The organism is Wolbachia endosymbiont (group B) of Horisme vitalbata (assembly GCF_964028625.1).
Taxonomy (GTDB): Bacteria; Pseudomonadota; Alphaproteobacteria; order Rickettsiales; family Anaplasmataceae; genus Wolbachia.
This window is the reverse complement of the sequence record NZ_OZ034797.1, coordinates 299,083-315,820: the sequence shown is the minus strand read 5'-3', so window position 1 is coordinate 315,820 and position 16,738 is coordinate 299,083. Positions and strand designations below refer to the sequence as shown.

18 protein-coding genes and 1 tRNA gene are annotated in these 16,738 nt (G+C 33.0%); 6 read left to right on the top strand and 13 right to left on the bottom strand.

Translation table 11 applies throughout. The features are described 5' to 3' along the window. Nucleotides 1-269: 269 nt before the first annotated feature. The 3 genes from ABWU56_RS01655 to ruvX are packed head-to-tail and all read left to right on the top strand — an operon-like array spanning nucleotide 270 to nucleotide 3,698. A complete protein-coding gene (locus ABWU56_RS01655) occupies nucleotides 270-1,340 on the top strand; it encodes a class I SAM-dependent DNA methyltransferase (RefSeq protein ID WP_264375925.1) in 1,071 nt (356 codons plus the stop codon). A 48-nt stretch (nucleotides 1,341-1,388) separates the two neighbouring features. Then, entirely contained in the window at nucleotides 1,389-3,173 is a 1,785-nt protein-coding gene (locus ABWU56_RS01650; RefSeq protein WP_264336922.1) for a ribonucleoside-diphosphate reductase subunit alpha, read from the top strand. Nucleotides 3,174-3,230: 57 nt separating this feature from the next. After that, a complete protein-coding gene (ruvX, locus tag ABWU56_RS01645) occupies nucleotides 3,231-3,698 on the top strand; it encodes a Holliday junction resolvase RuvX (RefSeq protein ID WP_353281665.1) in 468 nt (155 codons plus the stop codon). Nucleotides 3,699-3,723: 25 nt separating this feature from the next. Here ruvX and ruvC read toward each other — a convergent pair whose 3' ends face one another. From ruvC to pheS, 13 genes are all read right to left on the bottom strand, one after another. After that, complete coding sequence (ruvC, locus tag ABWU56_RS01640) at nucleotides 3,724-4,212, bottom strand: crossover junction endodeoxyribonuclease RuvC (RefSeq protein WP_264719966.1); 489 nt, start codon at nucleotides 4,210-4,212, stop codon at nucleotides 3,724-3,726. After that, nucleotides 4,213-5,040, bottom strand: coding sequence for a cytochrome c oxidase subunit 3 (locus ABWU56_RS01635; RefSeq protein WP_019236912.1), 828 nt, complete (start codon nucleotides 5,038-5,040; stop codon nucleotides 4,213-4,215). 47 nt (nucleotides 5,041-5,087) lie between these two features. Continuing rightward, nucleotides 5,088-5,747 carry a TenA family protein gene (locus ABWU56_RS01630; RefSeq protein WP_264719965.1) on the bottom strand — a complete coding sequence of 220 codons (660 nt, stop codon included), beginning with the start codon at nucleotides 5,745-5,747 and terminating at the stop codon, nucleotides 5,088-5,090. 39 nt (nucleotides 5,748-5,786) lie between these two features. Then, nucleotides 5,787-6,452: a TenA family protein gene (locus ABWU56_RS01625; RefSeq protein ID WP_353281664.1), complete on the bottom strand. Its 666-nt coding sequence runs from the start codon at nucleotides 6,450-6,452 to the stop codon at nucleotides 5,787-5,789. A 110-nt stretch (nucleotides 6,453-6,562) separates the two neighbouring features. After that, the gene (metK, locus tag ABWU56_RS01620; RefSeq protein ID WP_353281663.1) at nucleotides 6,563-7,729 is read right to left on the bottom strand and encodes a methionine adenosyltransferase; all 1,167 of its coding nucleotides are present in this window, start codon (nucleotides 7,727-7,729) and stop codon (nucleotides 6,563-6,565) included. A gap of 39 nt (nucleotides 7,730-7,768) precedes the next feature. Beyond that, a tRNA-Ile gene (locus ABWU56_RS01615) sits at nucleotides 7,769-7,845 on the bottom strand. Between the two features lie 8 nt (nucleotides 7,846-7,853). Then, nucleotides 7,854-8,123 carry a 50S ribosomal protein L27 gene (rpmA, locus tag ABWU56_RS01610; RefSeq protein WP_006012184.1) on the bottom strand — a complete coding sequence of 90 codons (270 nt, stop codon included), beginning with the start codon at nucleotides 8,121-8,123 and terminating at the stop codon, nucleotides 7,854-7,856. A 10-nt stretch (nucleotides 8,124-8,133) separates the two neighbouring features. Next, on the bottom strand, nucleotides 8,134-8,436 hold the full coding sequence (rplU, locus tag ABWU56_RS01605) for a 50S ribosomal protein L21 (RefSeq protein WP_264686671.1): 303 nt from the start codon (nucleotides 8,434-8,436) through the stop codon (nucleotides 8,134-8,136). Between the two features lie 218 nt (nucleotides 8,437-8,654). Next, nucleotides 8,655-9,119: an outer membrane beta-barrel protein gene (locus ABWU56_RS01600; RefSeq protein ID WP_353281662.1), complete on the bottom strand. Its 465-nt coding sequence runs from the start codon at nucleotides 9,117-9,119 to the stop codon at nucleotides 8,655-8,657. Nucleotides 9,120-9,353: 234 nt separating this feature from the next. Beyond that, complete coding sequence (locus ABWU56_RS01595) at nucleotides 9,354-9,824, bottom strand: P44/Msp2 family outer membrane protein (RefSeq protein WP_007302508.1); 471 nt, start codon at nucleotides 9,822-9,824, stop codon at nucleotides 9,354-9,356. Between the two features lie 235 nt (nucleotides 9,825-10,059). Then, on the bottom strand, nucleotides 10,060-10,596 hold the full coding sequence (locus ABWU56_RS01590) for a hypothetical protein (RefSeq protein WP_353281661.1): 537 nt from the start codon (nucleotides 10,594-10,596) through the stop codon (nucleotides 10,060-10,062). Between the two features lie 78 nt (nucleotides 10,597-10,674). Then, a complete protein-coding gene (locus ABWU56_RS01585; RefSeq protein WP_353281660.1) occupies nucleotides 10,675-11,910 on the bottom strand; it encodes an NTP transferase domain-containing protein in 1,236 nt (411 codons plus the stop codon). Continuing rightward, nucleotides 11,911-12,954 carry a phenylalanine--tRNA ligase subunit alpha gene (pheS, locus tag ABWU56_RS01580; RefSeq protein ID WP_264374605.1) on the bottom strand — a complete coding sequence of 348 codons (1,044 nt, stop codon included), beginning with the start codon at nucleotides 12,952-12,954 and terminating at the stop codon, nucleotides 11,911-11,913. 681 nt (nucleotides 12,955-13,635) lie between these two features. Between pheS and ABWU56_RS01575 the strand changes: the two genes are divergently transcribed. Genes ABWU56_RS01575 through ABWU56_RS01565 form a run of 3 tightly spaced genes read left to right on the top strand, consistent with a single transcriptional unit; the run spans nucleotide 13,636 to nucleotide 16,639 of the window. Further along, the gene (locus ABWU56_RS01575; protein ID WP_353281659.1) at nucleotides 13,636-15,357 is read left to right on the top strand and encodes a hypothetical protein; all 1,722 of its coding nucleotides are present in this window, start codon (nucleotides 13,636-13,638) and stop codon (nucleotides 15,355-15,357) included. 40 nt (nucleotides 15,358-15,397) lie between these two features. Then, nucleotides 15,398-15,994, top strand: a complete 597-nt coding sequence (locus tag ABWU56_RS01570; protein ID WP_064085308.1) for a riboflavin synthase — start codon at nucleotides 15,398-15,400, stop codon at nucleotides 15,992-15,994. 57 nt (nucleotides 15,995-16,051) lie between these two features. Next, complete coding sequence (locus ABWU56_RS01565) at nucleotides 16,052-16,639, top strand: CvpA family protein (RefSeq protein WP_211907805.1); 588 nt, start codon at nucleotides 16,052-16,054, stop codon at nucleotides 16,637-16,639. Nucleotides 16,640-16,738: the final 99 nt, after the last annotated feature.

Genomic DNA, 16,738 nt, shown 5'->3' with positions numbered 1-16,738 from the left:
AATCTCTACCATAAAACTTTTCAAACATCTAAAAACTAATCTTTTATATGTTACAATCTGATAAATCATATGTCAACGCCTTTTTACACAAAACATTTACCTATTATTATCAACAACAATATACCAGCAATCTTAAACAGTACAATCTGAGAAATATTCGACAAATTGATATGTACAGAAAAATTAATGAAAAAGATATTTTGTAAGATAAAATGTGTTAAAATTAGTTACCTAAAAATGAAAATGAACATTTGGAGTATTTCTAATGTATGAAAAGTAATCTATCTTTTATAAAAAACTTTGCTTTAAATTGTATATCTAAGCTCACTGGCTTATTAAATATTAAAAAAGTAAAAAATTTCATTATGGATAAATACAATACTCTCCATAAAGAAATTGTAGTGTTTCTTGAAAAATCTAAAAACCTGTTAAATACCAACATTGAAATCGGGTTATATCACTTCTATAAAGGTAATATATCAGATGCAAAGTTAAGATTTTGGTTAATTAGCATATTCTACCCCAATTTACCTCTAGTCTGTTATAATATTGGAAGATGTCATTTTGCAGTAGGAAATACTAATAAAGCTTATAATTATTTAACAAAGACACTAAAATTAGATAGTAGTCACAAAGAAGCTTCTTACTACTTAAAAAAAATAACAAACACATCAGATATCGTAGAATTGCCTGAAAATCTCATAAAACAATATTTTGATTACACAGGTGAATATTTTGTTGAGCATTGGCTAATTGCCAAACAATACAGAGGGCATGAACTAGTACACATGATAATTACAAAAGTCTTTAACAACTCCACTTCTAAACTGAATATACTCGACCTTGGTTGCGGTACTGGAATATGTGGTCACTTCCTAAAAATAAGTAATATTAGAAGTCGCATAACAGGAGTTGACATCTCAAATAGAATGCTCAATATTGCAAGAGGATGCCTTATAAAAGGTAAACCTGTTTACGATGAGTTAATACATACAGAAATGAAAGAATTTCTTAAACAAGAGAAGAACCAGCAATATGATGTAATTATCTTTGCTGAAGTGCTACACTATCTACATGATTTTCTAGCAGAATTGGAACTAGCAAAAGGATTGACAAACAAAAAAGGGGTTATTGTATGTTTAGTAAGAAGAAAGGAAGGTAAAGGTATTGACTTTGTAAACAAAGGAGATTATTTTCGTCATTCAGAAGATTATATTCAGCATGTTGCAAAAGAAACAAATATGCAAATAAGTCAAATGAGTTACTGTAAAATATATGGCAGTCAGGTTGATGGTATCTTATTTGCATTACAACATCCACAAACAAATTCAACAACTTAATCGAGAAATCGCTCAAATAAATTTCTATATTATCATAAAAGGAGCCTTATGAATTACATTACTATTAATTACGCAAAAGATAGTAAATTAACCGATTTTGGAAAAGCAGTTCTATTGGATAGGTATTTAATAGAAAATGAAAGTTATCAAGATCTCTTTATACGTATTGCTAATTACTATTCTGATGATAGAAAACATGCACAACGTCTTTATGATTACATGAGCAACTTGTGGTTCATGCCTTCAACACCAATACTTAGTAACGGCGGTACCAAAAGAGGATTGCCTATTTCCTGCTTTCTTAATGAAACTGAAGATAGCTTGAAGGGAATAGTTGATCTATGGAATGAAAATGTTTGGCTCGCTGCACGTGGTGGTGGAATAGGTAGTTATTGGGGAAATTTACGTTCAATTGGTGAAAGTGTCAAAGGTAGCGGTAAAACATCAGGAATTGTGCCATTTATCGTAGTACAAAACGCTCTGACGCTTGCAATCAGCCAAGGATCCTTAAGAAGAGGAAGCTCAGCAGTTTATCTTCCTGTATGGCATCCAGAAATAGAAGAGTTTCTAGACTTACGTAAGCCAACTGGTGGTGACCCAAATCGCAAAGCATTAAATATACATCATGCTGTAATAGTAACAGATAAGTTTATGCAAGCTGTTGAAGATGATCAAGAATGGGATTTAATAAGCCCTCATAACAATAAAGTTATTTCAACAGTAAAAGCACGGGATATATGGATTAAAATATTAACAGCAAGAATTGAAACTGGAGAACCTTATATTATCTTTCTTAATGCAACAAATAACAATAAACCAGAACCTTACAAAAAGCTCAATTTAGATATCAAAATGTCAAACCTATGCAGTGAAATAACTTTAACTACAGGTTACGATCACCTGAAAAAGTCACGCACTGCTGTATGTTGTTTATCATCCGTAAATCTTGAATACTACGAAGAATGGAAAGATAATGAGCTTTTCATAGAAGATATAATGCGTTTTCTTGATAATGTATTAGAGGATTTCATAAACCACGCACCAAATGAAATACAGCGAGCAAAATATTCCGCAATAAGAGAGCGTAGTATCGGTCTTGGTGTGATGGGCTTTCATTCATTTTTACAAAGTAAAATGGTTCCTTTTGAATCAGTAACAGCCCAACAATGGAATAAAAAAATATTTAAGCATTTGCGCGAGCAAGCAGATGTAGTTTCTAAAAAATTAGCAGAAGAAAAAGGGCCATGTCTTGACGCTAAAGAAATCGATCTAATGGAAAGGTTTACACATAAGCTCGCTATTGCTCCAACTGCCTCAATTTCGATTATCGCAGGCAACACTTCTCCTGGAATAGAGCCGTATGCAGCAAACGTATTTATACAGAAGACACTTACAGGTTCATTTGTAGTACGAAATAAATTCTTGCAAAAACTACTAGCAGAAAAAAATCAAGACAATGATGAAACATGGTCCTCAATTTCAACAAATGAGGGTTCTGTTCAGCATTTAGATTTTCTTAGCAAGCATGAAAAACTGACATTTAAAACAGCATACGAACTTGATCAACAATGGATCATAGAACATGCAAGTGATAGAACTCCTTATATTTGTCAATCTCAATCAGTAAATCTGTTCTTACCTGCCAATGTGCATAAACGTTACTTACACAAAATACATATGCTTGCTTGGAAAAAAGGATTAAAAAGCTTGTATTACTGCAGATCACAATCAATGCAGAGAGCTGACAAGGTCTCACATGACATATTCAAAAAAAGTGAAATATTGCAACAAAAAACAGATATTAATTATGATGAATGTCTATCATGCCAGTAGACTGTACATAACTTACTGTCACAAAAATATAATTGTACAAAAGTTATGTTTTCATAGATGCTACATAGAAATCCAGATGAATTTCTAAAGTCTATTCCAAGAGATAAACGTATAATGTGCCTTGATATGGGAGAAAAACAAATAGGCATAGCATTTAGTGATAAAACACAGCTTATAGCTACAGCTCATAGTATATATTATAGAAGAAATATGAGCAAAGATTTAGGCTATCTAAATAGAATGCTTAAAGAAAATGAAGCTGGATCAATGGTAATAGGACTACCATTCAAAATAGATGACCAAGAGACTGAATGGTGTAAAGCAATAATCCAGTTTGCAAATAAAATAATAAAAAAATGTAAAGTACACATATACCTACAAGACGAAAGTCTATCAACATCTCTTGCAACTCACGCACTAAAAATTACTGGAATATCAATCACAAAATCAAAAAAAATAGATGATAAAATTGCTGCATGTATTATTCTGCAACGAACGTTAGATAAGATAAATACCATCAAATAGTTTTTTTAACTGAATTCATGTAAAACTATTCAATAAAACAAGAATTTCTCGTATAAGCATGACAAATTGCTGTAGCAAGAGCATCAGCAGTATGGTGACATTTTATATTTGAGCTTTTAACTATTTGCTTTACCATAAATATAATCTGACCCTTATCAGCATGACCATTTCCAGTAATGCTCTTTTTTATATAGTTTGCATCATATTCATTCATGGGTAAATCCGTCATTTGTAATACTAAAATTGCAATCGCTCTTGCATATCCTAAAGTTAGCGAAGATTTTGGGTTCTTATTAACAAAAATTTTCTCTACTGCAGCTTCATTTGGAGAGTATAGAGAAATTACTTTCTTTAATTCTTCAAAAATTATATGTAAACGCTCACCTGTACCCAACTTACTATCAGTTGATATGGCACCACCACCCAAAAATTCAATACTATTTTTTTCTTCCAGATTGATAATTGCCCAACCAGTTTTGCTTATTCCTGGATCTAGACCTATTATCTTAATCACTTAATAAATGCTGAGCCAATAAACAAACAAAAATAAAAATATCCAAACTACATCAACGAAGTGCCAATACCAAGAAGCAAACTCAAAACATAAATGATCTTGAGGTGTAATCTGATTTTTTCGAGCTCTAAATAAACATACTGACAAGAATATTATCCCTATTATAACATGTACACAATGAAAACCAGTAATCATGTAAAAGTTGGATGTATAGATAAGTTTCTCTCCCGCTTCTTGTAGAGAAAAACTTGCTTCATAATACTCAATTGCTTGCACTATTATAAAGAACATCCCAAGCAATATAGTTATAGACAGCATTTTAATCATGCTCTTTTGATCATTTTCAAGTAAAAAATGATGTGCTGAAGTAATCGTTGTACCAGAAAGTAATAATATTAATGTATTCATGAATGGTAATGACCACGGATCCGGTGGTAAAATCCCTTCAGGGGGCCATTCAACTTTTTTTGTAGGAGAAAACGCTTCAAATAAAAAAACCGGATCAAGCCAGGCTTTAAAGAATGAACAAAAGAACGCTATAAAAAACACAACTTCCGAGAGGATAAATAAGTACATTGCAAGCTTGAGTCCATGTTTTACAATGGCAGTATGGCATTTATCATAAATTGCTTCTCTTATTACATCTCTCCACCAATAAAACAGCACCCCTGATACCGCAGAGATTCCCAAAACTAAACCAAATATTCCAGAAATTTGTTTATGGAGTGTACCAACTAATCCAAGTGCAAGAACAAGAATTGCTGCTGATATAGCAATTGGCCAGGGACTTGGATCTACTAAATGAAAATCATGTTCTTTACTTTTCATATCATCTTCAAAAATACGTACCAAGCATACAAATTAGCTTAAAATTGTCAATATTTCTTAAAATCTTGATCAAATTTTGAAAAATTATATGCGCTATTCCAAAAGCCTAACTCAAATTGTGCAGTTATTTTAAATAATTCTAGCATTCTGGTTCTTTCACTTTCTCCTACTTTGTTACAATATTCGTCAACAATATCTTCCAAAGCAACACATCCAGATTCCATCAAGCTACTGCCAAAAAAATCAAGCCAATCCTTATACCTATTATTTTTTTTAATTTTATTTCTCATATTATCAACAACAATTTTATATATGAAATGGCAAGAGTAAAGAACTGTTACAGCTTCATAAACATCGCTATATGAAGTAGACAAAAGAAAGTTAGTAAAATTGAAACACTCAAGCGACTTTTCTCCACGATTTATGGAGTATACAGTAAAGTAGTGGTCGTATAACACTCTCATAATCTCTATTCCTCCTTTAGCCACCCCAATCAATGGAACAATGTTATTACAACTCTCCATTTTTGATGCAATCATTAAAACAGTACGAACATAATCAGCTAAAAAGAATGCATCTTGTTGTATATAAAATTTGAAGTTTTCTATGTTTAAAGTATTATTTGCTAATTCAACATTGAAAGGATGCTCAATAATATCCTTTAAAAGATTTGACCCATAATAGCTCTTAATTATACCACTGAACATCACATAAATTATAACATAATTTAGTGTTAATACTACAGACTATGCTAGAGAATACATCTCATCCCAAAACAATATTTCTAGCTCTAGACCTCTCTTAAAAAACTCATGCATCCTTCTTTTTTCACAATCGCCAGCTTTCTTATAAAATTTATTCGTAATATTAGTAAACTCATCAATTGCAGCATTCATTGCTTTGCTATTGTAAATATTGATCCATCCTTCGTACTTGCTATTTTTAACCTCATCGGGTGTTATCTCACTCATCATATTATGTAGAATGATTTGGTATATGTTAAAGCAAGGGTAAGATGCTGATAAAGCTTCAGCAACAGAACTGTTATATGCAGCGCGCATGAAAAAGTCAGTAAAGGCAGAACAGGCTCTTGATTTTTTGTGATTATCAGATAAATCACAATCTCCAAAATGTTCTTTATATTGCCTCCGAACATCAAATGTTCCTCTTGCCACATTTATTAAGCTGCTCATTATTTCAATGTCATGAACTTTAGCTGCAATAATCAATAAAGCACGAGTACAGTCCACTAAATATAAAAAATCCTGCTGAAGATAAAATTTGAACTTTTCATAATCTAGCGTATTGTTCATCAATTCAACATTGAAAGGATGTTTTATTATTTTTTCAATAAGGCCAGATGACTCTCTTACAGCAATATCGTAAAATTCTTCTTTTGGTTTGTCGGACATCTTGTAAGCCTCATAAATATTAAAACTGGTATAATTACTAAAAAGTTACTTACAATTTAATAATAAGTTATTATATCAGTATCAAGCTAGAAATAAAAGAGTTTAATAGTTTAAAGAAATTCTCTCTTTTTTTCTTCTATATTAAATTCTTTACAAAAATCAGTAGATAAGTCCACACCTTCCCAAGAAAATCCACCATCACTTTCCGATTCTTTACCAAAATGCCCATAGCAGGCTGTACGTTTATATATAGGACGATTAAGTGATAAATGTCTTATTATGCCTTTAGTTGATAAATCTATGTTACCTTCAATAAACCCTTTAATCCTCTCTTCATCTATTGTATTCGTGCCAAATGTATCAATGTAAAATGAAGTAGGTTTTGAGACACCAATTGCATAAGAAAGCTGCACAAGACAACGTTCAGCTAAACCTGCAAAGACAATATTTTTAGCAAGGTATCTCGCCATACAAGCTGCGGATCTATCAACTTTTGTTGCATCTTTTCCAGAAAACGCTCCTCCACCATGTGGAATATAGCCTCCATAAGTATCAACCATAATTTTTCGTCCGGTTAATCCACAATCACCAACTGGTCCGCCAATAACAAATCTACCTGTTGGATTGACTAAGAGATTTTCTTTAGGGCACATCCACCCTTCAGGTAAAGATGAAGCTATGTAAGGATAAATTATTTCCTTCACTTTCGATTGACTCAGATCCTCAAGATGCTGTATTGAAACAACAATACTTTCAGCACGCACTGGAAGGTTATTCTCATACGCCAAAGTGATTTGCGATTTTGCATCCGGACCAAGCTTTACCTCTTTGACCATACTCATGATATTTCTCAGAATCGAGTGTGCATAAAAAATGGGTGCTGGCATGAGGCTTTCTGTCTCTATTGTTGCATAGCCATACATTATGCCCTGATCCCCAGCACCTTGATCCACACCTATTGCAATGTCATTTGATTGTTCATGTAGCAGTATATTTACTTTCACTGTTTCCCAGTGGAAACCATCATGCTCATAACCAATATCTTTTATTGTATTCCGTACAATACTTTCAATCTTGCTATTTTCAATGTTCGGCCCAAATACTTCCCCAGCTATAATAACATTATCTTTAGTAACTAAAGTCTCTATTGCAGTACGAGAGGAAGAGTCATTAAAAAGGTATTCGTCAAGTATTGCATCTGAAATCTGGTCTGCTACTTTGTCTGGATGACCGGCTGCTACTGATTCACTGGTTACTGAATTCTTATGTAAAACCATCGCTTAGTTACACGATATCAAAACTATTGCAAATTTAAATGGTGGGTCTGGGAAGAGTTGAACCTCCGACCTCACGCTTATCAGGCGTGCGCTCTAACCACCTGAGCTACAGACCCGTATCTATTCAAGCCAAGGCTTGCATATCATCTGTAGGCACAACATCAATAAACGTCTTTTTATTTGCTGATTTTCTAAAACTCACCCAGCCTTTCGTTTTAGCAAAAATCGTATGATCTTTACCCATACCAACATTCTTTCCAGGATGAAATTTTGTACCTCTTTGACGTACAATTATGTTACCTGGAATAACCTCACCATTCTTCTTTATCCCGAGTCGACGCCCTGCCGAATCTCTACCATTACAGGAACTACCACCTGATTTTTTAGTTGCCATATCTTACCTCTTACTTTTGAAGACTAATTTCATTGATACGAAGAACAGTAATATACTGCCTATGACCATTTTTCCTACGGTAATTTTTTCTTCTCTTTTTCTTAAAGATTATAATTTTTTTATCTCTACACTGCTCTAGTACTTCAGCTTTAATAACAGCATTGGATGAACAAGATAAGCCATTGTTTGAAACACAAATCACTTTATTGATTTCCACTTCCTCTTTTTCTTCAGCTTGTAATCTTTCTACTTTAATTATGCTGCCTTTTTTTACTAAATACTGCTTTCCACCAGTTTCGATTACTGCAAACATGACAAATATCAATTATTGTTATTAACACTAATCGTAAATGATGTTACACATACTGTCAATATAAATAAAAACATGAAATACTTCTACCTTTATCTGCTTTTCCTCGTGGAGAGTAGTCAAGTTTTAAAACTTGACTACTCTCAAATTCTCTTAGTCTCATGAAAACTTTACGACGTTAATAAAAACTCAAGCTTTCACTAAAAACATTCAATCAGAGCTTATAAATTAAAACTCATTCCAAGTTCAAACCCATGAGAAAAATCACTGAACTTGTGAAGTTTATAGCCAGCGAAAACATTCGTTCTCTCAGAAAGTGGAAGATTAATACCAGCACCTATCTGGTAGGAAAAAAATCCTTCTTGTTTTTGAGACATTGCAATAATGCCTCCTGTGCCAAAAGTAATATAAGGAGTAATATCCGTACTTTCAAATTGATGATGATAATGAAGCTTTGCCATAAGTCCCAACTCTAGTCCAGCAAGGTTATACTGACTATTGAGAGTAGGTTTAACTACAGAACCAACCGAAATTTTAACACTATCTGTATAGTGATAACCAAGATCATAATTAACACCAAGATTGCCATATGACGACGAAGTATAGATTCTATCTCTAATCCAATCAACTCCAAAAGACGGTGCTGACAGAGAACAGCAGACTACTAAAGTAAGTAATTTTTTCATTTTTACCCTCTAACCATGAATATACGCATATATACTCACAGAAAAGTTAAAAATTACATAACTTACATAATAAAATCGGAATCACTTTCTTAGCTACTTGCCTTTCTCTTGCAATTGCCAAACTTCTCTTTGTCACATTTTGTTACCTACCGCAATCATCATTTTAGCCTATATCACTTGCTTTTTTTCAACAAAAATTCAAACCAGACTTCACTAAAAACATTCAATCGGAGCTTACAAATTAAAACTCATTCCAAATTCAACCCCATGCGAAAGTTCATGAAACTTCTGCAGCTTGTAGCCAGCAAAAACACTTGTTCTCTCAGAAAGTGGAAGATTAATACCAGAACCTATTTGATAAGAAAAAAATTCTTCTACGTCTGGCCCTTGATTTTCTGAAAGAGGAATTTTAGCAACTCCTCCTACACCAAAAGTAACATAAGGAGTAATATCTGTATTTTCAAATTTATAATGATAATGAAGCTTTGTCATAAGTCCCGCGTCTAAAATCCCTTCACTCATAACAAGTTTAACTGCAGGACCAAATGAAATTTTAATGCTATCTGTACAATGATAGCCAAGATCATAATTAATACCAAGCATACCATACGACGAAGAGGTGTAGGTTCTATCTTTAACCCAATCAACTCCAAAAGACGGTGCTGACAAAGAACAGCAAGCCAAGAAAGTAAGTAACTTTTTCATTTTTATCCTCCAAAGATTAATATATGCACATACAAGCATATAAATATTAAAAATAGTATAAATTGCAAGTAAAAAATTGGAATTATTTTATTTTTTTTGTTATTTGTCTTTCTCTTGCAATTGCAAATTGGCATATCTTTCACTATCTGCTGCAATCATCATTTGAGTCTACATCACTTACTTTCACTTCAATATAATTTCCCACTAGCCTTTACTAAAAATATTCAATCAGAGTTTATAAATTAAAACTCACTCCTAGCTCAATTCCATGGAAAATTTTATGAAACCTTTGCAATTTGTAGCCAGCAAAAACACTTGTTCTTTCAGAAAGTGGAAGATTAATACCAGAACCTATTTGATAAGAAAAAAATTCATCATTGACTACAGCTTTGAAAGCCTCTCCAAGTAGAGCACTTATGTTTTCACCTATACTATCAGCTCTACCTACATTAGGTTTAGCCTTCATTGTACGCACTATAACAGCACCAACACCAGCAGTAATATAAGGAGTAATACCCGTATTTTCAAATTTATGATGATAATGAAGCTTTGCCATAAGCCCCACCACTGCTCCAAATTCTTCATCAAGAGTAGGTTTGATTACATAGCCAACTGAAATTTTAACGCTATCTGTATAGTGAAAACCAACGTCATAATTAACACCAAGTCGGCTATATGACAAAGAAGTATAAATTCTATCTTTAATCCAATCAACTCCAAAAGACGGTACTGACAGGAAACAACAGACCACCAAAATAAGCAACTTTTTCATTTTTAACATGTATATTGATATACATGTATACTAATATATATGTTAAAAATAACATAATTCGTGTAATAAAAATTAGAGTTATTTTATTTTCTTAGTTATTTGCCTTTCTCTTGCAATTGCAAGACTTTTCTCTGGCACATCCTCTACTATAACGCTACCTGCTGCAACTAGAGAGTCATCATGAACATTAAGCGGTGCAATTAATGAACTATTGGCACCAATAAAACAATTGCTTCCAATATTTGTTTTATGTTTTTTTTTTCCATCATAATTACAAATAACGGTACCTGCACCTATGTTACTCCCCTGCCCTACCTGAGTATTTCCTATATAACTTAAATGCTTTATCTTAGTATTTATACCTATATCACTTGCTTTTGTTTCAACAAAATTACCTATGATTGCACCATCACCTATTGTTGTATTTTCACATTTGGCAAATGGACCAACCCTAACACCAGATCCTATTTTTACTCCAGGGCCAAAAAAAACGTATGGGTAAACAATCGAATCCATACCAATTTGCGTGTCAAGAGAGAAGAAAACAGTCTCTGGAGCAACAAGCGTCACTCCAGAGTTAGTGAAAAACTTTCTTTTGTCTTCTTGAAAGTAAAACTCAGCTTTTACAAGGTCATTCCTATTATTTATGCCAGTTGCCTCCTCCTCATCAGCAATAACATAGCCGACATTTAAATTACTCTTTACTGCAATGGAAACGATATCGGTCAAGTAATATTCATGAGCTTGGTTATTACACTCTATTTTCTCCACCAATTCAAGTAGATTCTTTTCATGTGCAACCATTATTCCGGCATTAGCAAGAAATTCCTCATCATTATTTCTACCATTTTGTGCTTCTACGATTTCTCTTAGGGAGCCGTTCTCAATAATTAGTCTACCGTATCCTTTATTATTAGTTTTAAACCCAAGACAAACTAAAGCATTGCTCTCTCCTAAGCAGCTTATCATTTTAGTTATTGTGCTGCTTTTTATTAGTGGAGTATCCCCATACTGCACAACAACTATATCTGACAATTCTTTCAGGTTTCTCATTGCAATTTTGACTGCATCCCCTGTACCGAGCGTTGACTCTTGTGTAATTAATTTTATATCCTTAAAGCATTCCAGCCTTTGAGTTAAAGGCAAATCGACTACAATAGCTATTTTTTCAGGATTTAGCTGCTTTGCATTGTAAATGACGTGCTCAAGCATGGAAAAATTACCTATTTTGTGCAAAACCTTAGGTAAGCTTGAATTCATTCGTTTACCATGCCCAGCAGCAAGTACAACAAATGTATAAGATTTATTTGTCACTTATCTTAAAGACAAAAAATGAAAACCATAATGGTTGAGCCAACTAACTCTATTGTCGTAAAAGCTCCTTAGATCACTAATTTGATATTTCAGCATTGCTAGCCTTTCTATACCAATCCCAAATGCAAAGCCACTGTATTTAGTATGGTCTATTCCAACATTTTTAAAGACATTTGGATGCACCATACCACATCCAAGTACTTCAATCCATTTACTACCTTTATAACTTATGTCCACTTCTGCAGAAGGCTCAGTAAAAGGAAAAAAACTATTACGAAAGCGTATTTTTAGACCTTTATCTCCGAAAAATTTACTAAGGAAGCGATGAATAGTAAATTTTAATTGGCCCATATTGACATTTTCATTAACATAAAGCCCTTCTATCTGATGAAACATAGGAGTGTGAGTTGCATCAAAGTCATTTCTGTATACCCTGCCTGCAGCTACTATTTTAATTGGAAAAGCTTTTGTCTTTTCCATAGTTCTAATCTGCACAGATGAGGTATGAGTGCGCAGCACCATTCTTTTATCGTTTATTTTATTCTTTAAGTAGAAGGTATCTTGCTCCTCTCGCGCAGGATGATGACTTGGAGTATTTAGCGCATCAAACACGTGAAATTCATCTTCAATATCAGGACCATCAACTGCTTTGAAGCCCATATGTGCAAAAATGAGCTTTACTTCACTTATAACTTTGCTCAGTGGATGAATCTTGCCAATTCTTTCTGGTCTGACAGGTAGTGTGATATCAACTGCTTCATTTTGCAGTTTTAACTTAACTTCTTTATCTTTTAGTTCATTTTCTTTGCTTGTTATAAGCTGGTCTATCTTATTGCGTAAAACATTAATCACTGCACCTAGGTCGCGTTTTTCTCCTGCATCATCTATATTCTTTAAGTCATCGAAATAAGCTTTTACTACACCCTTTCTCCCCAAGTATGACAACCTAACTTTTTCTAAATCCTGCAAAGAAGCAGCATTTTCAATCTCAGAAACTGCCTTATCTTCAAGTAAAGGTATTTCACTTATTAGCTCTTTATTCACCTTAAAAACGCTAGCTTAAACTTTCATTATAGTGAAGTCTTTAATATCATCAATAAAACTATTCGCATAAAAAGTTGTCATCAGAGTAGCTGATCTCTATGATGGTATCATTAAAATTGCCCCTATCCGAGTGTTTCCTTCTTCTGTCATTCCAGTGCTCCGACACTGGAATCCAGCCTTTACTTAACAATAAAAACTTAGCATAACTTTCGTGCTCAAAAAATTCCTGAATTCCAGCATCAAGTGCTGGAATGACATCTCTATAGGACTCCTAACCAATCCAAAATATTAAGAAATTCACCAAGCAAAAAAAAGGCAAAAGAATCTCCCAGTAGTGAGTTTTATAATGTAAATTGGCATTGTAATAATGTTCTAACGCTTATTTTAAGCGGATTTTGGCTGAATGTAGAAAAAATAAAAAAGACATGCAGCCGCTATAATTTTATGTAATTTGCCAATAAATATCTGAGTTTTTTTACTGAATTTTGTCATTGAATCTGCGCAGATCAAAAACAAGGATAAATACTCTTATTGTCATGATAAGGAAACTGATGAGGTTTGTAAAGTAACTTCTTCTGCTCTTATTGAATCCAACGCGCCGCTGTTATGCAAGGGTGCTATAATTATTAATTTATTGACTAATTATGTTTTTTATTTCACTCTACATTAAAAAATTTACTCATGCATAGTAGTAACATAGAAACTAAGAAAAAATACGAAATTGAGGGTTTACCTAAGTTTTTTAAGGATAGATCTAAAAAAATAAGTAAGGCATTTTCTAATGAAGTACTGGAGATTAGCACCATTCGCTCAAGAAGTGTTGTAAGTGATACACAAGAGTTTTCATTTAAGCTCAAGCTGCTAACAGAGGTAAACCCTAATACAATATTACCTCAAATAAAACATTTAATTGACTTTTTTAAAATCTGCCTTTCTCAGGAGAAAAACTTCACAGCCAATATAAAAGTACCAAAAGAAAGTGAAGAACTATACAACAACCACCATAAAGCGAATAAAACTGTAGAAGAATTCATAAGTAATGCTTCAATTCAAATCCTTCTGCAGGGCATAACGATAACGCTAAAAACAGACAAAAACATCAATCTAGATAGCTTGCAACAAATCGAGGCACTCTTAAATGAGAAGCTAAAACATGTAGAAAAAGCCAAAAATGAGGAGCAAAGTCAAGATATATCACAAGTAGAAGAAACTGAAAATAAAAACGAAAATGTGGTTGAAAAAAGGAACAAGCAAGATAAACAAATTGTGCAAGGTTCGTTTGGCTACAATATAGTAAGTAACAGAAAGCAAATTACACGCGCACCAGTAATTGTTGCTGCAATTCATGAAAATATTTCCTGGTTTAGGTCTCTTTTTCAGCCATTCAATTTTTTTAATACGGCACAATTCTTTTTCCCACAACTGCCCAAATTTTCTATACAGAGTAACAATATGCCACCTGGTGTTATTCCAGCACTTGACCAAAAAGAAAAAGAACCAGTGTTAGACACTCGGATAACAGAGGGTAGTATAGGAAATCCAATGCCTCAAGAAGTGGAACGGGATATAGGTCAAACTACTTCGCACACAGATTATTTTAAAGCTAACAGAAAAAAGAAGTCACAAAAGCAGGCTAAAGAATTATTGCAAGAAGAAAAACAATCAATCATAAAACAAGCTCAAATTGATGCTAGAGTAGCTATGATAGATAATGTAGCTAAGCACAAGGGAAAAAAACTCGATGAAATATTCGTAGAAGTAGTAAGTGAATATAAAAATCAAGATCCAGAAATATTTCACAATATTTTCAACTCAATGTTTAATATTATTTATTTCCAAGATAAACAACTACATGAAGTATTAGAACCAGATGAGATATCAGAAGCATTAGAAATGCTGAAGATACCACAAACAGCCGGCAAATCTTCTTTTCCAAAAGAGTATTTACACAAGCAAGTATATAGAAAAAAAGAGCAGTTGATTAAATTAGTTTCAGGCCAACCTTCTCCACAGCCTAAAAATGTTTCTCATGAAATTTTACCAAGCAAAGCTGTAGACCATTTACCAAAAACAAATGAAGCTAAAACTCGATTGCCTACTAATATTAGGCTCAAATCACCATTAAAAGCTATGTTTTCTTCGAAAGAGACTTATTTTTGTCTATTTTTAGTAGCAGCTTCTATATCAGCACTCTGCCTATGGCACTTGCCGCTGGGAAAAGTGTCAATTTTAAAGGAATTGGTGCCAACAGAAAAAAGGGAAAGTATCGGTCTAACATTAAACATAGGGTTACCAATATTAATTACACTGTGCGTTTTGAACCTGGCTTACTTTCTATATTCTGAATATTCTGTAGAATCTATTGAGCAGATAAGTAAAAAAGATCTTCCTTTGCGCACCTAACAAATAAGATCTTTTGTGATATAATTATTTATTTTATTGCATGTTTAAAGGAATTATCAAAGATATTGGCACTATAACTGATATCACTATCCACCCTAACTCTGATCAAATCTTCCATATTGAGACACAAAATTTATCCTCTATAAACAAAGGAGATTCAATATCCTGCTCCGGAGTGTGTTTAACTGTTGTCAACATAATGAGCAATGTATTCACAGTTCAAGTATCTCAAGAAACCATGAAGGTTTCTAACTTAAATACGTGGAAAACAGGGAAAAAAATAAACCTAGAACAAGCAATGAAACTGAGTGACAGAATTGACGGCCACTTGGTTCAGGGTCATGTGGATGACACAACAGAAATTTTAACAATCAATCAAAATTTAGAATCTCATGAAATCAGACTATCATGCCCACAAGAATTAATTAAATTTGTTGCAAAAAAAGGTTCTGTAACGCTAGATGGAGTTTCCCTTACAGTAAATTCAGTTGTCGATCAAGAATTCACTGTGAACATTATTCCCTACACATGGAAAAATACAACTTTTCAATATAACAAAACAGGTAATTACCTAAATTTAGAAGTTGATATGATTGCTCGGTACTTAGACCAGCTGATAAAATATCAACACAATTAATTTTACAACTTTGTTATTTACAACTATTATATCTTGAAAATCATATAGATACAAAATATGTTTTTCGATAGCCTAATTATCTTTATTATTGTCTTGTGTGTAATAATATCGATAACTAGAGGTTTTATAAAAGAGCTATGTGCATTAATGTTCTTGCTCTTATCAGTCTTTTTGACAGCTAGTTACTATGATTTTTTTATTATAAATTATAGTAAGTATTTTGACTCTAAAGTTACACAAAACATACTTTCTACAATCTCTGTATTTATCATACTTAATCTTACATTCATGACAATGAATAACTGGCTAATGTACATATTATCACCTATAAGGTTGGGATTAATGGATAGAGTTACTGGAATCTTTGTCGGAGCACTCAGAGGAATATTGCTTTCTTATGTACTATTTTTTGCTGTGCACTTATATTGCCACACAGTATATGATAAAAAAGAGGGAGAGTCTAAAATAGACGCAGAAGACATATTGCCCAATTGGATAATAAATTCACACTCTTATCAGGCTTTATTTGTGACAACAGAAGAAGTAATTAACATGTATGTACCAGAGTCATTGATACTAAAAATAAAAGAGATTGGTGAGGAAATGGTTGATCAAGAAAAACCTCAAAACAATAAAGAAAAGTGAGTGTTCATTTTCTATAGCTAAATTAGCTTAGACAGCTGTTATCCACAGCAGTGCGCCATAGGTTACCAATTCCTATTACTAATCAAACAAAACTGCAAA